Below are 17951 nucleotides of genomic sequence, written 5' to 3' on the forward strand. Positions count from 1 at the left end.
TATAGCGTATTTGCGATAGCAATAACCACTCTGGCTGTCAAGTGACGCCGTGGTGCGAAGTCTGTTGTGCTCGGTTCCCGATCCCGTCTCCCGTCCGGGGTTTATCGATATGGTGCTGGGCCCCGGTATTTCAAGGCCCGGCACCTGACTAGTCGTCCTTGCGCCGCCAGTTGGCCAGCAGCGCCCGCTGCTCGTCGCTCAACTGGCCGCCACCGCTGCGCAGCTGCTCCAGCAGGCCGCGATTGTGCTCGCGTGCCTCGCTGCGCTCCAGCTGCTGCAGGCAGTCCCTGAATTCGGCCTGGGGGTCGTACTCCAGGCCCGCGTCGCCGCGGGCCAGCTGGCGTACGCCGCTGACCAGCTGGGAGGCCGCCAGTTGCGCCAGGGTGTCGCAGGATGCGGCACCGTGGTGGGCGCGCCAGTAACCCAGCAGCTGGTTCAGATTGTAGTCTGGCCGCTGCCGAAGCAGCTCCACCAGGTCGGCGAACAGGGCCAGGTCCGCCACGCCGCGATTGCGGAACTGCGCGCTGTCGGCGATCTGTGCCGCCAGCTCCGGGTGGTGCAGCAGCAGCGCAATCAGCATGCGCTCCGGCGGCAGGCGGTACTGGCCGCTGCGCCGGCGCGGGGTGGCGGCTGCCGGTGCCGGCTCCGGGGCGGCCATGTCCGGGGGCTGGTCGAACTCGTCGATATAGTCCTGGGGCGGCTGCGGCGGCATCTCCCCGGGGCCCGGGTCCGGGCTGCCCGGGGCGGCTTCGCCGCGCGGTGCAGCCGGCTCACTGCGCGGGGCGCTGTGGGGCTGCGGCGCGGTTGGGGCCGCTTCCGGTGGGCGGCTGGCGCGGCTGGCCTGCTCTGCCTCGATGATTTCTTCCAGCATCTCCCGGTCGAGGCCGGTGCGCGCCGCCAGTTGCTGGAACATCAGCTGGCGATAGACGCCGGCCGGCAGCAGGTCCAGCAGGGGGGCGGCCTGCTTGGACAGGCGCGCGCGCCCGTCCATGGTCTGCAGGTTGATGCCTTCCCCCACCAGGTCGAACAGGAAGTCTTCCAGCGGCCGTGCCTGCTCTTCCACCAGTTGCGTAAAGCGCTCGCCCCCCAGCTGGCGCACCAGGGTGTCCGGGTCCTCGCCTTCCGGCAGCAGCAGGAAGCGCACACTGCGGCCGTCCTGCATCTGCGGCAGGGCGGATTCCAGTGCCCGCCGGGCGGCCGCGCGGCCGGCGCGGTCGCCGTCGAAGCAGAACACCAGTTCGCCGGTATGGCGGAACGCCAGCTGGATATGTTCCTCGCCACAGGCGGTGCCCAGGGTGGCGACCGCGCAGCGGATGCCGAACTGGGCCAGCGCCACCACATCCATGTAGCCCTCCACCACGATCAGCCGCTGCAGGTCGCGGTTGGCCTGGCGCGCCTCCCACAGGCCGTAGAGTTCGCGGCTCTTGTGGAAGATCGGGGTTTCCGGCGAGTTCAGGTACTTGGGCTTGTCGTCACCCAGTACCCGCCCGCCGAAGGCGATGGTGCGTCCGCGCTGGTCGCGGATCGGGAACATGATCCGGTTGCGGAAGCGGTCGTAGTGGTGGCGTCCGCGGGAGGCGCTGTTGCCGTTGCTGTCCTGGCGGCGAATGGCCAGGCCGGCGCGCTCCAGCTGGTCGGCCTTGTCCGGGGTGTCCGCCAGCTCGTTGAGCAGGTTGTCCCAGCCCGGCGGCGCCAGGCCGATACCGAAGTCGCGGGCGATCTCACCCGACAGGCCGCGCTGTTTCAGGTAAGTGATCGCTCGCCCCGCGGAGGGGTGCGAGCGCAGCTGGGCGCGGTAGAAATCCGCTGCCTTGCCGGTCAGCTGGTAGAGCGACTGGCTCTCCCGCTGGCGCTGCTCGACGCCAGGGGCCAGCTGCTCGCGTGGCACTTCCAGGCCCTGGCTGGCCGCCAGCTTTTCCACCGCCTCGGGAAAGCCCATGCGGTCGTATTCCATCAGGAAGCCGATCGCATTGCCGTTGGCACCACAGCCGAAGCAGTAGTAGAACTGTTTGTCGGGGCTTACGGTAAAGGACGGGGTTTTTTCGTCGTGAAACGGGCAACAGGCGGAATAGTTTTTCCCGGTCTTGCGCAGTTTCACCCGGCTGTCGATCACCCCGACGATATCGGCCCGTGCGAGCAGGTCGTCGATAAAATGCTGGGGGATCTTTCCGGCCATTCAGTCGTTCCACGAGATTTGCTGCGGCCGGGCGGCGCTGGGCACCCGGCGTAGTGTAGGAATGGCCCGGCTCAGGCGAGCTGGGCTTTCACCATTTTGCTCACCGCACCCATATCGGCGCGGCCCTGTACCTGCGGCTTCACCTGGGCCATTACCTTGCCCATGTCGGCCATGCCGCTGGCCCCGGTGTCCTTGACCGCGGCGCTGACGATCTCGGCGAGTTCGGCCTCGCTCAGCTGCTCCGGCAGGAACTCCTGGATGACGTCGATCTCGGCCTGTTCCACGGCGGCCAGCTCGGCGCGGCCGGCTTTCTCGTACTGGGCGATGGAATCGCGACGCTGCTTGGTCATCTTGTCCAGCAGGGCCAGGATGCGGGCGTCGTCCAGCTCAATACGCTCATCCACCTCGACACGCTTGATCTCGGCATTGATCAGGCGCAGGGTCGCCAGGCGCTCCTTGGCACGGGCCTTCATGGCCTCCTTGGTGGACTGGGCGAGGGTATCCTTGAGAGTGCTCATGGGTATGGATCCGGTCTTTAGGGTTGTTATTCACCCGGCCGCGCGGGCGGCGGGTCAGTATCCGGGCCGCCGGCATGCACGGGGCATCCCGGTGGGGTGGCGGGGCGGGGCCACGCCTTTTAACTCCAGCACAACGCAAAACGGCGCGCGAGTCCAGCTCGCACGCCGTTTTTCGATCACCGCCCCGGGGTTCTGGCCCCGGCCGGCCTCGCTGAGAGCAGCCTCGGGGGCCGCTGCTTAGTAGAGGCGCTGGAACTTGCGGTTTTCGCGCTGCAGCTTCTTGGCGTGACGCTTCACAGCCGCGGCAGCCTTGCGCTTGCGAACGGCAGTCGGCTTCTCGTAAAACTCGCGACGACGTACTTCAGACAGTACACCGGCTTTCTCACAAGAGCGCTTGAAGCGGCGCAGGGCGATATCGAACGGTTCGTTGTCTTTGATTCGTACAGAGGGCATAAGTTACCTGTAAAATTCGTTTCTCTCGGCCTTCCGGCAATTGCTCTCGCAGATGCAATCCGGGGGCCGGTTCACAGCGAGGGCGCAAATTCTAAACACTTGGTCCGGGGATCGCAAGCCTGTCAGCGCCCGGTTTATAGCCATTTCCGCCCGTCTCTGCGGGTCGGTGGCGCCGGTATGCCCCTATATAGGAAGAAAAGCATCCCGGCAGCAGCGGAAATGGCGCCAGAGGGCCGTCTGGCGGGGGCTTTGGCCCGCCTGCGGGTGCCATATGCAGCTTCCCGGGGGATGCCTGCACCCTGACTACCCTTTCAAGTATGATAGGCGCCCTTTGATTCAGCCACGAGTGTGAGACCAAGTGCGGATTCTGGGTATCGAAACCTCCTGCGATGAAACCGGCGTAGCCCTGTACGACAGCGAACGGGGCCTGCTGGAGCATGCGCTCTTCAGCCAGGTGGACCTGCACGCCGATTACGGCGGTGTGGTGCCGGAACTGGCCAGTCGCGACCATGTGCGCAAACTGCTGCCACTGGTGCGCCAGGTGATGGAGCGTTCCGGCACTGCGCCGGCGGACCTGGACGGTATTGCCTATACCGCCGGTCCCGGCCTGGTGGGCGCGCTGATGGTGGGGGCCTGTGCCGGGCGGGCCCTGGCATACGGCTGGGGCGTGCCGGCGGTGGAGATCCACCATATGGAGGGCCACCTGCTGGCGCCGATGCTGGAGGAGAAGCCGCCCGCCTTTCCTTTTGTTGCCCTGCTGGTCTCCGGCGGCCACACCCAGCTGGTGGATGTGCGTGGTCTGGGGGAATACGAACTGCTGGGCGAGTCCCTGGATGACGCCGCCGGGGAGGCCTTCGACAAGGCCGCCAAGATGCTCGACCTGGACTATCCGGGCGGGCCGCGCCTGGCCGCGCTGGCGGAGAAGGGCGATGCGGCGCGCTTTACCTTTCCGCGGCCCATGACCGATCGCCCGGGGCTGGACTTCAGCTTCTCCGGCCTCAAGACCTATACCCTGACCACGGTGCGCGACCACGCCCTGGAAGACGGGCTCCCGGACGACCAGACCTGTGCCGATATCGCCGCGGCTTTCCAGGAAGCGGTGGTGGACACCCTGGTGATCAAGTGCCGCCGCGCGCTGAAGGCGTCGGGTCGCAAGACCCTGGTGGTGGCCGGCGGGGTCTCCGCCAATAAACTGTTGCGCGAGCGCCTGGAGAAGGCGCTGGCCAGGGATGGCGCGGAGGTCTATTACCCGCGCCAGGAATTCTGCACCGACAACGGTGCCATGATTGCCTACGCCGGCTACCTGCGCCTCAAGGCCGGGCAGCAGTCGGGCCTGGGTGTGGAAGTGCGGCCGCGCTGGCCGATGACGGAACTGGAAGGAGGCCTGGCCGGCTGATGGATATCGTTTATATACGGGACCTGAAAGTGAACACCATTATCGGGATCTACGACTGGGAGCGCGAGGTGCGCCAGACCGTGAGCCTGGACCTGGAGATGGCGTTCGATATTTCCGAGGCGGCGCGCACCGACGATATCGAGCACACCCTCAACTACAAGGCGGTGGCCAAGCGGCTGATCGGCTTTATCGAGGGCAGCGAGTTCCTGCTGGTGGAAACCATGGCGGAACAGGCGGCAGGCATTGTGCGCGACGAGTTCAGCGTGCCGTGGCTGCGGCTGCGGCTGTCGAAGCCGGGGGCCGTTCGCGGTTCCCGCGATGTGGGTGTGATTATCGAGCGCGGCGAACGCCCGGCCAGCGGCGCCGCCGCAGGAGTGTGAGCGTGGCACAGGTATACCTCAGTCTCGGCAGTAACATCGACCGCGGGCGGCATATTCGTGCCGGCCTGGATGCGCTGGCCGCTGAATTCGGCAACCTGAGTGTCTCGCGGGTATTCGAGAGCGAGGCCGTGGGCTTCGATGGCGACAATTTCTATAACCTGGTGGTGGGCCTGCACACCGACCTGCCGGTGGGCCAGCTGGCACTGCGACTGCGGGAGATCGAGGATGCCAATGGCCGGGTGCGCAGCGGCCCCAAGTTCAGCGCGCGGACGCTGGATATCGATATCCTCACCTACGACGACCTGGCCGGCGAATTCGATGGGGTAAAACTGCCCCGCGGCGAGATTGTGAAAAACGCCTTCGTGCTGCAGCCCCTGGCCGAGCTGGCGCCAGCCCAGCGCCACCCCCTCACCGGCCAGACCTTTGCCGAGATGTGGGAAGATTACGACAAGGACAAGCAGAAACTCTGGCCGGTACACTTTCCCTGGCCCTGACTGTCTTTGTCCTGCACCCGGGCCCCAGTGCCAAAACCGGCGCGTGGGGCTGCGGGCGTACCCGCTGGGAGCAACGGCTACGCTGCCTTACAGCCAGCCGCGCACCGCATCGATGTAATCACCTGGCAGTATGTGGCCTCCCGCGAGCGCCTGGTGCTTCTTGTCTGCGCTTGCAATCGCATCGTACAGCTGCAGGTTGTCCTCTTTCGAAGCGTACTCATCATCCTCTGCAGTGATCAGGAGAACTCCGGGTTTTTTAATCAGGCCGGCAAGGTTCCTGGGCGCCACGACCGCCGTCTTGTCGTCGATATGTGGCGGCACCATAGCGATAACCCGGTCCACGCGCGGGTCGAGGGCCGAGGCCAGCAGGGCGACCTGCGCGCCCATGCTGTAACCCGCCAGGGTCAGGTTGCCACCGTCCAGGTCCGGTTGCTGAGCGATCCAGTCCATCAGGACCCGGTAATCGAGGACCGTGTCCCGGATCATTGCTTCGTAGTCGCGCTTGTCCCCGAAGTAATGCAGGTCATTCATGATCGACGCCAGGGTGCGGTTGGGGTCTTTCCTGGTGCCGTGAAAGCGTGCATCGATGGCGACCACCACATAGCCTTTTTCGCTGGCGAGCTCGGTGATTTCATTCACCCGGGTCACTGTCGGGCGTCCCTTGAAGGAGTCCACCCACCAGCGCTGGTAGCCTCTTCCCATGGCCGCCATGCCGACCAGCACGGGATATTTTTCCTGTTTTACGGAGGGATAGCTGATGCGGCCGTTGACCAGTGCCCCGTCAAAGCTCCGGTACGAAAACTCAAACTGGCCTCCCCCGATTTCTTCCATCGACATGCCGATATCCGCCGGCGTTTGGTAAGCGTAGGACGCCACGATTGCATCCCGGGCTACCGGCTCCTCTTTCAGCGCTACAAAGGTATACCAGAGGGCGGTAAGGCAACCGATTGCCAGCCCTGGCAGCAGGATCATTCGGGTCGTAAATTTCAGTTTCTTGCTCATGGTTTGGTTCTCCTGATTGATGGGGGAAGTCTGCAGGTGGCCCGGTAAAATTCAGGTGAAAATTCCGGCCGAAGCGTGTGCGATGCAGTATTGCCGGGGGAAGGCTGGTTCACTGGCGGTGGGCTCTATGAGCCCACCGGGTCTGGCAGGGGGCATTGAAAGCTCCTGGCCGGGTGCGCAGGCCGGTCGCGGCCTGGCTCACACGGAAATACGAAGCCGGGGCGACGGTCCTGGTTACACCTGTTTCCCCTGTTGCCACTTTTTTGCAGCGGACAGCAGCCGCACGATATCCACCGCCTTGCCGACCCGTCCCTGCATCACCGCGACAATGCCGTGCATCGCCAGTAATCGCCGGTTGATTGCTTCCCCCTCACCACTGGCCGCCTGCTGGAATGTTTCCAGCCTGGTCAGGGCGCCGCGGTGGCCATCGGTTTCATAGGCCAGTAGCAGCTCCACGGTGTTTTCTTCACTGGTAACCTTTCGCTGTACCGGTTGATAGCCCAGTGTTTTCACCATTTCCTCGGCGAGTGCCCATACCGACCAGGGGTTTTGCCCGGTAACCAGCCTGCCATCGGTGCTGACCTGGCGCAGGTAGGCCGGGCCCGCCTCGAACACGGCGCCGTTCTCCCGCAGCCGGGATTCGAGCAGGAAGGGAAATACTTCCTCCGCCTCCGGAATCAGGAACAGTTCCTCTTCGTTGGTAAAGCTACTGATACGCCGCCCCTGCAGCAGCGGCACCCCCGGCTCCAGCTCTATATCGGCAAGTGCTGCCGGTCCGTGGCAGACCGCGCCGACGACACCGCCGTCCCCATAGATGGATGCCACCAGGTTGTGGATGTCGGCATTGCCGGGGAAGTCGAACATGGCGCCCTTGCCACCGACAAAGAAAATACCGCGGTAGTCACCTGCATTGGCCTGTGCCACCGGGATGCTGTCGTGCAGCTTTGCCTTCACTAGTTGGTCGTTCAGGAATGCGTATTCGATTGGCCCCATATCGTCCCGGTCGATCACTGCCGGCGGCTCTCCGCCCCGGGGGCTGGCGATATCCACGGTAAAGCCATTGGCGGTAAATACGTAGTAGGACCGCGCGAGCTCGGTCAGTTCGTATCCGGTGTCCTTGCCGTGCTCACCCATGGTGGAGGCACTGGTCACCACCATCAGGATTCGGCCGCGGTCACCGGCGGGCCGGGGTTGCTGGAGATAGGGGATATCCCCGGGCTGTGTCTGCGCCAGGGCCTGGTGATCCGGCGGTGGGGGAATCAGGCTTTTCAGCCAAAAGCCGGTGCCGGCGAGCAGTGTCACGCTGAATAATATTGTTAACAGGATTTTCTTGGCCATGATGATTCTCCTTGCTGTTTCAGGAGCATCGTGGCGCAGTGCGCGTGAAGCGCTGGTGAAATTCCTCGGGAAATATCGTGGAGGAACGGGCGCGGGCCAGGCGGGATGTCAGGCCGGATAGATGGAGATTGAGAACAGCTGTTTCTCGCAGTTGGCCCCATAGCCCCACCCCTGCGCATTGAGGATCCGGCTTGCCAGGTACAGTCCCTGGCCGAGACCGTCACTGCCCGGCCTGCGGGTGCCGGCGAGGAAGAGGTTTTCGGTATCGGTGTTTTCCCTGACCGGGTTGGTGAAGCTCAGCCCACTGCCGCTCGCATGAATCTGCAGGGCGGGCCCGGCGGCATGCCGAATGGCATTGTCCAGGAGGATATCCAGCAGCAGTACGGTAAGGCGGGGGTTGCCATTGACCGGCAGCTTGTCCGGCAGCGCGAGATCCAATTGGAAATTCTCTCCCGCTGCGATCTCGCGCCGGGCCAGCAGCCTCTCTTCCAGGAGGGGGCGCAGGTCAAAAGTGGAGCGCTCGATTGATTCGGCGCGCGCCAGTGCCAGCAGTGTGCTGACGGTCTTTTCCATTGCCGTCAGCGTCGACCAGAGTTCGTGTTTCTCGCTGTCCTGCAATTCCCGCTGCCGGGACAGTGCGATGGTGTTGGTGGCTATGGCGAGGCCGGTGCGCAGTTCATGGCTGACATCGCGGGTAAATTCCGCTTCCCGCTGTTGGGCCTGCTGCAGCTCGTTGAGGCTGCGCTCCAGCGTTCGCGCCAGGAAGCCGATCTCGTCCTGGTTTTCGGTGGCGGAAAGGGCGACTGGCTGACGGTCATTGTGTTGCTGCTGCACTTCCCGGGCGAGGCCCAGCAGGGGGCGGATGGTACCGGCGGCCAGCCGGTGTGCCAGCCACAGGGCCAGGGCAGTGGTAGCGAGCAGCGCAGCCAGTAACAGCCATACGAGACGGCCGGACTGGCGCGATACTGTCAGCAGGTTGCCCACGTCCGCAGCGAGTACCGGCCCACCGTCGAGTTCCAGGCGCCGCAGGTGGTAATGCTGTTCCCCGGTAACAAACAGCTCGGCGCTTTTCCGGCCGCCTGCCAGGGCGACCCGGAAGTTGCTCGGGGCATCGCCGGCGGAAGCGTACAGGGAAAAATTGGGCAGTCGTGGTGTCGGCAGCTTGCCGTGGGTATGGAACTGTCGCTCGATATACCGGGCTTCGTCCGATATCAGGTTATCGAGCAGCTGGTCCTCGATGATGTAAGCCGCCATGATCCCGATGCCGCTATAAACCAGGCAGAGCACCAGGGTGAAGCTGCCGAATATCGTAAATACCCGGCGTTGCAGGCTCCGCTGCGGCTGCTCAGCCTTCATCTGGCAGCTCCAGCCGGTAGCCGATATTGCTGATGGTGCGCAGCATGGGGCTTGCGAATGGCCGGTCCAGCTGGCGGCGCAGGCTGTAGATATGGGATTTCAGCGCGTCGCTGTCCGGCGGGTTGTCGCCCCAGATGCGGTGGCAGAGCTCAGCGCGGGTCAGCGGCTCGGGATAGGCACAGGCCAGTTCCCAGAGGATATTGAAGGTGATGGCGGTGAGCCTGAGGGGCTCGCCATCGCGTTCCGCCTCACGCCCGCGCCCGCGGACTTGTAAAGCGCCGATCCGGATTTCGTCATTGCGATGTAGCTCCCGCCGTCTTGCCAGGGCGCCGCACCGCAGTGCCAGCTCGCGCGGGTCGAAGGGTTTGCACAGGTAGTCGTCGGCACCGGAATGGAAACCCAGGGCCTTATCGTCGAAGGCGTCGCGGGCAGTGAGCATCAATACCGGGGTCGTGACCGTGGCGCGCTGGCGGAACTGGCGGCACAGCTCCACGCCGTCCATGTCCGGCAGGTTGAGGTCCAGCAGGACCAGGTCGTAAACCTGTTCCAGGGCCAGCTTCAGGCCCAGCCGCCCGTTATCGGCAAAATCCACCTGCCAGCCATGCCCCTCGAGGAATTCGCCGGTCTGGCGGGCGAGGGTGGGGTTGTCTTCGACCAGGAGTATCTTGAGGCTGTTCACCGGGGGCTTTCCGATTACCGACGTGGAAAGGCATTGTGGCAACTTCCCGGTGAAATTGCAGTGAAATATGGTCGGGCCGCGTAGGTCGGGCCGCGCAGGTCGGGCCGCGCCCGGGGTGGATCAGATATTCAGGCTGCGCCCGCCATCCACGGCCAGTACCTGGCCGGTGATGTAATCCTGGCCACTGACCAGGAAGCGCACGGTACGGGCGATATCCGCCTCGCGGCCGGTGCGCCCCATGGGGATACGCTGGAGGATGCCGGCCTGGGTTTCGCTGTCCACGGCCTCGTCCTCGCTCTCCGGCCAGAGGATGGCCCCGGGCGCCACGGCATTGACCCGTACCTGTGGTGCCAGCTCCAGCGCCAGGCTCTTGGTGACCATTACCAGCCCCGCCTTGGCGGCGCAGTAGATGGTGTGCTGCGGCATGGGCCGCTCGGCGTGGATATCGGCCATATTGACGATGCAGCCGTTATCGCGGGAAAGGCTGGGTGCCAGCGCCTGGCTGAGGAAAAAGGGCGCTTTCAGGTTGCTGCCCATCAGTTCATCCCAGACGGACTCGTCGGCCTCGCCGATGGGGGTGGGATGGAAGGCCGAGGCGTTGTTCACCAGCGCATCGATGCCGCCCCACTGCGCCGTTGCCGCCGCTGCCAGGGCCTCGCAGTCCGCCTGGCTGGCAAGCGGGCTCTGGATGGCAACGGCGGAGTCCGCACGGATACCGTTCAGCTCTTCGGCCAGGGCCCGGGCCCGGGTGCCGGAACTGCGGTAGTGGATCACCACCCGGTGGTCGCGGTGGAGTTCGCGGGCGATGGCGCGACCCAGGCGGGCGGCGGCGCCGGTGACGAGGGCGTTACGCATCTGCGTCCTTCTGTTCCTGTTCTTTCTCTTTCATGACCTGCGCAATGGCGTCGATCCGGGCCCGGTCCAGTGCCTGGCCCAGTTCCGCACCCTCGTAGCCCTGCTCGATCAGTGGTTGTACCGAGACGGCCTCGGCGGCGGCGCGCACCCTGCGCAGGAAGTCCGGCTGGGGGTAGTCGCGATCTGCCAAGCCCGCGCGCCCACGGGCGTCGGCCTCGCAGGCCAGCAGGAAATCCTCGAAACGCTCCGGGCGTCGCAGGGCATCCAGGGCGCGCAGCATTTTCATCAGCGTCTGGGGGCGCAGCTCGAAGGCGCGGTGGCAGTGCAGGTGATATTCGCAGACGCCGGCAGCGAGTGCGGTCAGTTGTTTCGGCACCCGCCAGCGCTTGCATACGTCGCGCACCAGCGGCAGGCCGGCCTTTTCGTGGCCGCGGTGGCTGGGCAGGACCTCTTCGGGGGTGATGCCCTTGCCCAGGTCATGCATTAACACTGCGAAGCGCACCTCCAGGCGGGGCGGTGCGATACGCAGGGCGAGCAGCACATGCTCGCCGGTATCCACCTCCGGATGATGCCTGGGCGGCTGCGGCACGCCGAACAGGCGGTCAACTTCCGGCAGCAGTATCTTCAGTGCGCCGCATTCCCGCAGCACGCGGATAAACACATCCGGGTCCGGCTCGGTGATTGCCCGGCTGATTTCCTTCCATACCCGCTCGGCCACCAGGTGCTCGACCTCACCGGCCTCAACCATCTGGCGCATCAGGCCCATGGTGTCGTCGGCAATCTGGAAGCCCAGGTGGTGGTAGCGGGCGGCAAAACGGGCCACCCGCAGTATGCGCAGGGGGTCCTCGGCGAAAGCGGGGGATACGTGGCGCAGCAACCGGGCTTCAAGGTCGGCGCGACCGTTATAGGGGTCGATCAGCTCGCCGCTGTCATCCTCGGCCATGGCGTTGATGGTGAGGTCGCGGCGCAGCAGGTCCTGCTCCAGGGTGACGTCGGGGTCGGCGTGAACGGTGAAACCACCGTAACCGTGGCCGCTCTTGCGCTCGGTGCGGGCCAGGGCGTACTCCTCGCTGGTATCCGGGTGCAGGAATACGGGGAAGTCGCGGCCTACAGGGGTGAAGCCCTGCGCGCGCATATCGTCTTCGGTTGCACCCACGACCACCCAGTCCCGCTCGTGCACCGGGCGCTCGAGGAGCCTGTCGCGGACTGCGCCGCCCACCAGGTAGATTTTCATCGCGGGGGCCTCGCGGGGGGAATACTGCTGTGCCGGTCTCGGCTCTGTACCACTGTAATTCCTTGCGTCCGGCGCCGTGGAGAGCGTTCAAAGAGGAGGGGATTGAGCTTCTGGAAGATAAAAAAAAGGCCCCGAAAAAACAAGGGGGCCCAGGGTCTTAGGGTATACGCGTCGGCCCGGGGGCCGAAAAAGACTGTGCCCGGGGACGGGCGGAGTCGCCGGGCGACTCGGGTGGCAGTAAAGACCTGACTGCCAGATGATGACAATTCTATTAAACCTGTCTTACCTGTCAACAATTCATTTCGAGATTTTATTGAGGGACTTGGGATTACGTTCGTTAATACACTATGAGGCCGAGCTAACGGCTGATTTTGCCAAAGCAAGCAGCATATTTTATAAGGGTAGGTCGATATCACAGCATAAATGCGCGTCGGCGGGGGGTGTTGGCCCCGTACGGTGGCGCAGATTTCGACATGGCCTGTAAGTAACCGCAGATGTTGGGGGAAATAAGAACGATGAACGAACTGCATGTGCTCACCACCGGGGAAGCGGCGCGTTATTGTGGGGTTAATTTCCGTACGGTGATCCGCTGGATCGAGCGGGGCCAGTTGAAGGCCTACAAGCTGCCGGGGCGGGGCGACCACCGGATCTGTGTGGAAGACTTTGTTGGCTTCCTGCGCGACAACGCCATGCCGGTCCCGGCAGAACTGGCCGCGGCCAGCCGCAAGGTCCTGATTATGGCGCAGAGCCAGGAGCTGATTGCTGCGGGTCGCCAGGCGTTGCAGCAGGGGGGCTGCGAGGTGGATGTGGCCGGCAACAGTTTTGTGGCGGGCACCATGCTGGCGGCGGCCAAGCCGGCCCTGCTGGTTATCGATGTCAGCCTCGAGCACAACAACGCCTTCGGTATCATCGATCACCTGCGTTCGCGCAATGAGTTTGCGAATGTGCGGGTACTGGTCGTGACCGAAGCGTCCGAAAGCGACTCGCAGCGCTGGCTGGATGCGGGGGCAGACGCCGTAATCCAGGGGCCGGGGGATCGCGCCGAACTGGTGGCCAAGGCGAAGCTGCTGCTGGAAATGTGAAGCGCCCGGCTCAGATGGGCTTGGGAACCAGCATGGACTCCTCTTCCCGTTCTGTCCGGTCGCGCCCCTGGTCCGGGCAATGAAAGCTTGCGGTGATCTCATCACCGTGCAGGCTGTTCAGGTGCACATCGAACCCCCAGAGCCGGTGGATATGCCGCAGCACTTCCTTGGTGTCCTTGCCCAGGGGGCGGCGGCGATGCTGGGTATGGTGGAGCGTTAGTGAGCGGTCGCCGCGGTTGGCCACCGAGAACACCTGTATATTGGGCTCGCGGTTGCCCAGGTTGTACTGTCCCGCCAGGTTAGCTCGCAACTGGCGGTAGCCGTCCTCGTCGTGAATGGCGTTGACCACAATTTCATTTTCGCGGTCGTCATCACTGATACAAAACAGTTTCATATCCCGCATTACCTTGGGCGACAGGAACTGCAGGATGAAACTCTCATCCTTGAAATCGCGCATGGCAAATTGCAGGGTCTCCTTCCAGTTGCTGCCGGCGATGTCCGGGAACCACTCCCGATCCTCTTGCGTCGGCGCCTCGCAGATACGACGCAGGTCGCTGAAAATACTGAAGCCCAGGGTGTAGGGGTTAATGCCGTTGTAATACGGGCTGTCGAACGCCGGCTGGTAGATGACATTGGTGTGGCTCTGCAGGAATTCGATCATGAATCCCTCGGTCACACGCCCGCGCTTGTACAGCTCGGTTAGCAGCGTGTAGTGCCAGAAGCTCGCCCAGCCCTCGTTCATTACCTGCGTCTGGCGCTGCGGGTAGAAATACTGCGCCAGCTTGCGCACGATCCGCACCAGCTCCCGCTGCCAGTTTTCCAGCAGGGGGGCGTTCTTCTCGATAAAGTAGAGGATGTTCTCCTGCGGCTCTTCGGGGAAGCGGTGTGGGCTGTTGCCCTCATCGTCCTCTCCCATTTTGGGGATGGTCCGCCACAGGTCGTTCAGCTGGCGCTGGCGGTATTCCTCGCGCTCTTTCTGGCGTCGCTCCTCCTCGACCGCGGAAATCGGGTAGGGCCGCTTGTAGCGGTCGACGCCGTAGTTCATCAGTGCGTGGCAGGAATCCAGCACGGCTTCCACCTCGGCCTGGCCGTGGCGCTGCTCACACTCGCGGATATAGTTCTTGGCAAAGATCAGGTAGTCGATGATGCTGCTGGCATCGGTCCAGGAGCGGAACAGGTAGTTTCCCTTGAAAAATGAGTTGTGGCCGTAGCAGGCATGCGCAATCACCAGCGCCTGCATGGTCATGGTGTTCTCTTCCATCAGGTAGGCAATACAGGGATTGGAGTTGATCACAATCTCGTATGCCAGGCCCATCAGTCCGCGCTGGTAGTTATTCTCCACACTGATGAATTGCTTGCCGAACGACCAGTGGTTGTAGCCCACCGGCATACCCACCGAGGAGTAGGCGTCCATCATCTGCTCGGAGCTGATTACCTCGATCTGGTTGGGGTAAGTGTCGAGGCCAAACTCCTCGGCAAGCTCGGCTATGGCGCGGTCGTATTCCCGGATCAGCTCGAAGGTCCACTCGGATGTAGTGGATATGGGGCCCTCGGCATGCGCATCCGGCGAAGAGCTGGCTTGATCGAACATTACGCGCTCACCTTCTGGCTGAACAACTGGCGGAAGACCGGGTAGATATCCTGTACATCGACGATCTGCTCCATGGCGAAGTGCTCGGGAAACAGCGTCCGGACACTTTCGTACTCCTCCCAGAGTGCCTGGTGGTCCCGGGGCGTAATCTCCACATAGGAGTAGTACTGCACGTGGGGCATGATGTCGTCGATCAGGATCTTGTGGCAGGTGCTGGAGTCGTCGTTCCAGTTATCGCCATCGGAGGCCTGGGCACCGTAGATGTTCCACTCGCTGGCCGGATACCGCTCGCGCATCACCGTGCGCATCAGCTTGAGGGCGCTGGAGACGATGGTGCCGCCGGTTTCCCGTGAATAGAAGAATTCCTCCTCGTCCACTTCCTTGGCGCTGGTGTGGTGGCGGATAAATACCACCTCGGTGTATTCGTAGCTGCGTTGCAGGAACAGGTACAAAAGAAGGAAGAAACGCTTGGCCATGTCCTTGGTGGCCTGGTTCATGGAGCCGGACACATCCATCAGGCAGAACATCACGGCACGGGAGCGGGGCCGGGGCTGCTTCACCAGCAGGTTGTATTTCAGGTCGAAATCGTCGAGGAAGGGAACCCGTTTCACGCGTCCACGCAGGTCGGCGATCTGGCCCTGCAGCAGGTCCACGCGGCGCTGGTCCCGCAGTGCGGGATCCTTGTTCTCTTCCTGCTCGAGCTCCTCCTCCAGCAGGCGGATATTGCGGCGCTTGCTGCTGGTGAGTGCAATCCGGCGGGCGTGAGCCGCGCGGAGGGACCGCACTACGTTCAGGCGGCCGGGCGTACCCTCGTTGCTGATACCGGCACGCACCACCTGAAAGGATTCATTGCCGGCGAGTCGGCGCTTGACCATGTTCGGCAGCTGCAGGCCCTCGAACATAAAGTCGAGAAATTCCTCCTGCGAGATCTGGAACACAAACTCGTCCATGCCCTCGCCGCTGTCGCTGGCACTGCCGCCACCGCCGCCGGAGCCGGACTGCTGCCCCTGACGGGGAATCCGGTCGCCGGTGGAAAACTGCTTGTTGCCCGGCAGTACCCTGTCTACATGACCGCCGGCGCCGTGGGAGAAGATGGGCTCGCTGATATCCCGGGTGGGAATACTGATACGCTCGCCCTTCTCCATATCGGTGATCGAGCGACTGTTCATCGCCTCGCCGACAGCCTTCTTGATATGCGCTTTATAGCGCTGCAGGAAACGCTGCCGGTTCACCGTGCTCTTGTTTTTACCGTTGAGCCGACGGTCGATGATGTAGCTCATAAACCCCTACAGCCGGTTACTGCGATTTGCGTACCCGCAGGTACCACTCCGATAACAGTCGAACCTGTTTCTCGGTATAACCCCGTTCCACCATGCGATCGACAAAGTCGGCGTGCTTCTTCTTGTCGTCCGCTGAAGCCTTGGTGTTGAAGGAGATAACCGGGAGCAGGTCCTCGGTATTGGAGAACATTTTCTTCTCGATCACTGCGCGCAGCTTTTCATAGGAGCGCCAGTCCGGGTTTTTGCCCTGGTTGTTGGCGCGGGCGCGCAGCACGAAGTTGACGATCTCGTTGCGGAAGTCTTTCGGGTTGGAGATGCCGGCGGGCTTCTCGGTCTTCTCCAGTTCCTCGTTCAGGGCGCCGCGGTCGAGAATCTCGCCGGTCTCCGGGTCGCGGTACTCCTGGTCCTGGATCCAGAAATCGGCGTAGGTGACGTAGCGATCAAACAGGTTCTGGCCATATTCGGCGTAGGACTCCAGGTAGGCGGTCTGGATTTCCTTGCCGATAAACTCCACATAGCGCGGTGCCAGGTATTCCTTGATAAAGCCCAGGTACTTCTCCTGGTATTCCGGCGGGAACTGCTCCTGCTCGATCTGCTGCTCCAGCACGTAGAGGAGGTGTACCGGGTTGGCGGCCACTTCGGTGGCGTCAAAGTTGAATACCTTGGAAAGGATCTTGAACGCGAAGCGGGTAGAGAGGCCGTTCATGCCCTCATCTACACCGGCATTGTCACGGTATTCCTGGATGGTTTTGGCCTTGGGGTCGGTGTCCTTGAGGTTCTCACCATCATAGATTCGCATCTTGGAATAGATACTCGAATTCTCCGGCGCCTTGATCCGGGATAACACGGAGAATTGCGCCAGCATGCGCAGGGTGTCGGGCGCACAGGGGGCCCTGTTCAGGGAGCTGTTTTCCAGCAACTTCTGGTAGATCTTGATTTCTTCCAGCACCCGCACGCAGTAGGGAACCTTGACGATATAGATGCGATCGAGGAACGCCTCGTTGTTGCGGTTGTTGCGGAAGGACTGCCACTCGGACTCGTTGGAGTGGGCGAGAATAATGCCATTGAATGGGATGGAGCCCAGGCCCTCGGTGCTGTTGTAGTTGCCTTCCTGGGTTGCAGTCAGCAGTGGGTGGAGCACCTTGATCGGCGCCTTGAACATCTCCACAAACTCCATCAGGCCCTGGTTGGCGCGGCACAGGCTGCCCGAGAAGCTGTAAGCATCGGGGTCATTCTGGGGAAAGTCCTCAAGCTTGCGGATATCCACCTTGCCCACCAGCGAGGAAATGTCCTGGTTGTTCTCGTCGCCGGGCTCGGTCTTGGAAATTGCCACCTGGTCGAGAATGGACGGGCGGACTTTCACCACCCGGAACTTGCTGATATCGCCCTGGTACTCATGCAGTCGCTTCATGGCCCAGGGAGACATGATGGTATTCACGTAGCGGCGGGGAATGCCGTAATCCTCCTCGAGAATCTGCCCGTCCTCTTCTGGAGAGAACAGGCTGAGGGGCGATTCAAACACTGGTGAGCCCTTGATGGCGTAAATGGGGATCTTCTCCATCAGCGCCTTGAGCCGCTCCGCCAGGGAGGACTTGCCGCCACCCACCGGACCCAGCAGGTAGAGGATCTGCTTTTTCTCCTCAAGGCCCTGGGCTGCGTGGCGGAAGAAGGAAACGATCTGCTCGATCGCTTCCTCCATGCCGTAGAACTCGCTGAAGGCAGCGTAACGCTTGATCACTTTGTTGGAAAAGATGCGCGACAGGCGTGGATCGCGGGAGGTGTCAATCAATTCTGCCTCGCCGATCGCCATCAGCATGCGTTCCGCCGGAGAGGCGTAGGCGCTGGGGTCCGCCTTGCACAGCTCCAGGTAGTCCTGGATGCTGAGCTCCTCTTCCTGGATGGACTCGTACCTTTCCTGGTAGTGATTGAAAATCGTATTCATTGACAACTCCCTGTAGCGTGTCGGGCGACCTTCGTGTTCCAGTCGGGGCTCAGGCTCGCGGGATACTGCGCCGGGGGTGACCAGGCCATGGACTGTCGGCGAGATGGTGGCGCCCTGGGGGCGACACTGGTGCTGAATCGCGCTGCTGCGCTTAAACCAAAATCTATCTTTATTT

The 17951-nt window shown here is 62.9% G+C and carries 16 protein-coding genes; 4 read left to right on the plus strand and 12 right to left on the minus strand.

Features of this window, described 5'->3' with window-relative positions; all coding sequences use genetic code 11:
* Positions 1-148 precede the first annotated feature (148 nt).
* From dnaG to rpsU, 3 genes are all read right to left on the minus strand, one after another.
* Complete coding sequence (gene dnaG / locus LVD10_RS15610; protein ID WP_232940800.1) at positions 149-2176, minus strand: DNA primase; 2028 nt, start codon at positions 2174-2176, stop codon at positions 149-151.
* A gap of 71 nt (positions 2177-2247) precedes the next feature.
* Complete coding sequence (locus LVD10_RS15615; RefSeq protein ID WP_232940801.1) at positions 2248-2694, minus strand: GatB/YqeY domain-containing protein; 447 nt, start codon at positions 2692-2694, stop codon at positions 2248-2250.
* Positions 2695-2931: 237 nt separating this feature from the next.
* Positions 2932-3147, minus strand: coding sequence for a 30S ribosomal protein S21 (rpsU, locus tag LVD10_RS15620; RefSeq protein ID WP_020411530.1), 216 nt, complete (start codon positions 3145-3147; stop codon positions 2932-2934).
* Between the two features lie 358 nt (positions 3148-3505).
* Here rpsU and tsaD point away from each other — a divergent pair, with 358 nt between their 5' ends.
* From tsaD to folK, 3 genes are read left to right on the plus strand one after another with little or no spacing between them, the layout of a single operon-like run.
* The gene (gene tsaD, locus LVD10_RS15625) at positions 3506-4543 is read left to right on the plus strand and encodes a tRNA (adenosine(37)-N6)-threonylcarbamoyltransferase complex transferase subunit TsaD (protein WP_237064237.1); all 1038 of its coding nucleotides are present in this window, start codon (positions 3506-3508) and stop codon (positions 4541-4543) included.
* Positions 4543-4923 carry a dihydroneopterin aldolase gene (folB, locus tag LVD10_RS15630; protein ID WP_232940803.1) on the plus strand — a complete coding sequence of 127 codons (381 nt, stop codon included), beginning with the start codon at positions 4543-4545 and terminating at the stop codon, positions 4921-4923. The genes tsaD and folB overlap by 1 nt, the downstream gene beginning before the upstream one ends.
* 2 nt (positions 4924-4925) lie before the next feature.
* On the plus strand, positions 4926-5417 hold the full coding sequence (gene folK / locus LVD10_RS15635; protein WP_232940804.1) for a 2-amino-4-hydroxy-6-hydroxymethyldihydropteridine diphosphokinase: 492 nt from the start codon (positions 4926-4928) through the stop codon (positions 5415-5417).
* A gap of 87 nt (positions 5418-5504) precedes the next feature.
* On the opposite strand, the gene LVD10_RS15640 is transcribed toward folK, so the two are convergent.
* The 6 genes from LVD10_RS15640 to LVD10_RS15665 form a co-directional block, all read right to left on the minus strand.
* On the minus strand, positions 5505-6419 hold the full coding sequence (locus LVD10_RS15640; protein WP_237064239.1) for a dienelactone hydrolase family protein: 915 nt from the start codon (positions 6417-6419) through the stop codon (positions 5505-5507).
* Positions 6420-6653: 234 nt separating this feature from the next.
* Positions 6654-7757, minus strand: a complete 1104-nt coding sequence (locus tag LVD10_RS15645) for a type 1 glutamine amidotransferase domain-containing protein (RefSeq protein WP_237064241.1) — start codon at positions 7755-7757, stop codon at positions 6654-6656.
* A gap of 108 nt (positions 7758-7865) precedes the next feature.
* The gene (locus LVD10_RS15650; protein ID WP_232940807.1) at positions 7866-9113 is read right to left on the minus strand and encodes a histidine kinase; all 1248 of its coding nucleotides are present in this window, start codon (positions 9111-9113) and stop codon (positions 7866-7868) included.
* On the minus strand, positions 9103-9792 hold the full coding sequence (locus LVD10_RS15655; protein WP_232940808.1) for a response regulator transcription factor: 690 nt from the start codon (positions 9790-9792) through the stop codon (positions 9103-9105). The genes LVD10_RS15650 and LVD10_RS15655 overlap by 11 nt, the downstream gene beginning before the upstream one ends.
* Positions 9793-9912: 120 nt before the next feature.
* A complete protein-coding gene (locus LVD10_RS15660) occupies positions 9913-10647 on the minus strand; it encodes a pteridine reductase (protein WP_232940809.1) in 735 nt (244 codons plus the stop codon).
* Positions 10640-11881 (minus strand): multifunctional CCA addition/repair protein, encoded by a 1242-nt coding sequence (locus LVD10_RS15665; RefSeq protein ID WP_232940810.1) that lies wholly within the window; start codon positions 11879-11881, stop codon positions 10640-10642. The genes LVD10_RS15660 and LVD10_RS15665 overlap by 8 nt, the downstream gene beginning before the upstream one ends.
* A gap of 515 nt (positions 11882-12396) precedes the next feature.
* On the opposite strand from LVD10_RS15665, the gene LVD10_RS15670 reads away from it, so the two are divergent.
* Complete coding sequence (locus LVD10_RS15670; protein WP_232940811.1) at positions 12397-12963, plus strand: response regulator; 567 nt, start codon at positions 12397-12399, stop codon at positions 12961-12963.
* A 10-nt stretch (positions 12964-12973) separates the two neighbouring features.
* Here LVD10_RS15670 and LVD10_RS15675 read toward each other — a convergent pair whose 3' ends face one another.
* From LVD10_RS15675 to LVD10_RS15685, 3 genes are read right to left on the minus strand one after another with little or no spacing between them, the layout of a single operon-like run.
* Positions 12974-14554 (minus strand): SpoVR family protein, encoded by a 1581-nt coding sequence (locus LVD10_RS15675; RefSeq protein WP_232940812.1) that lies wholly within the window; start codon positions 14552-14554, stop codon positions 12974-12976.
* Positions 14554-15834, minus strand: coding sequence for a YeaH/YhbH family protein (locus LVD10_RS15680; RefSeq protein WP_232940813.1), 1281 nt, complete (start codon positions 15832-15834; stop codon positions 14554-14556). Before LVD10_RS15680 ends, LVD10_RS15675 begins: the two co-directional genes overlap by 1 nt.
* A 16-nt stretch (positions 15835-15850) precedes the next feature.
* A complete protein-coding gene (locus LVD10_RS15685) occupies positions 15851-17776 on the minus strand; it encodes a PrkA family serine protein kinase (protein WP_237064242.1) in 1926 nt (641 codons plus the stop codon).
* Positions 17777-17951: the final 175 nt, after the last annotated feature.

The organism is Microbulbifer zhoushanensis (assembly GCF_021729055.1).
GTDB classification, from domain to species: Bacteria; Pseudomonadota; Gammaproteobacteria; order Pseudomonadales; family Cellvibrionaceae; genus Microbulbifer; species Microbulbifer zhoushanensis.

Coding starts and splice junctions, on each gene's coding strand:
- dnaG (WP_232940800.1), bottom strand. CDS start 2,176: ATGGCCGGAAAGATCCCCCAGCATTTTATCGACGACCTGCTCGCACGG.
- LVD10_RS15615 (WP_232940801.1), bottom strand. CDS start 2,694: ATGAGCACTCTCAAGGATACCCTCGCCCAGTCCACCAAGGAGGCCATG.
- rpsU (WP_020411530.1), bottom strand. CDS start 3,147: ATGCCCTCTGTACGAATCAAAGACAACGAACCGTTCGATATCGCCCTG.
- folB (WP_232940803.1), top strand. CDS start 4,543: ATGGATATCGTTTATATACGGGACCTGAAAGTGAACACCATTATCGGG.
- LVD10_RS15640 (WP_237064239.1), bottom strand. CDS start 6,419: ATGAGCAAGAAACTGAAATTTACGACCCGAATGATCCTGCTGCCAGGG.
- LVD10_RS15645 (WP_237064241.1), bottom strand. CDS start 7,757: ATGGCCAAGAAAATCCTGTTAACAATATTATTCAGCGTGACACTGCTC.
- LVD10_RS15650 (WP_232940807.1), bottom strand. CDS start 9,113: ATGAAGGCTGAGCAGCCGCAGCGGAGCCTGCAACGCCGGGTATTTACG.
- LVD10_RS15660 (WP_232940809.1), bottom strand. CDS start 10,647: ATGCGTAACGCCCTCGTCACCGGCGCCGCCGCCCGCCTGGGTCGCGCC.
- LVD10_RS15665 (WP_232940810.1), bottom strand. CDS start 11,881: ATGAAAATCTACCTGGTGGGCGGCGCAGTCCGCGACAGGCTCCTCGAG.
- LVD10_RS15670 (WP_232940811.1), top strand. CDS start 12,397: ATGAACGAACTGCATGTGCTCACCACCGGGGAAGCGGCGCGTTATTGT.
- LVD10_RS15675 (WP_232940812.1), bottom strand. CDS start 14,554: ATGTTCGATCAAGCCAGCTCTTCGCCGGATGCGCATGCCGAGGGCCCC.
- LVD10_RS15680 (WP_232940813.1), bottom strand. CDS start 15,834: ATGAGCTACATCATCGACCGTCGGCTCAACGGTAAAAACAAGAGCACG.
- LVD10_RS15685 (WP_237064242.1), bottom strand. CDS start 17,776: ATGAATACGATTTTCAATCACTACCAGGAAAGGTACGAGTCCATCCAG.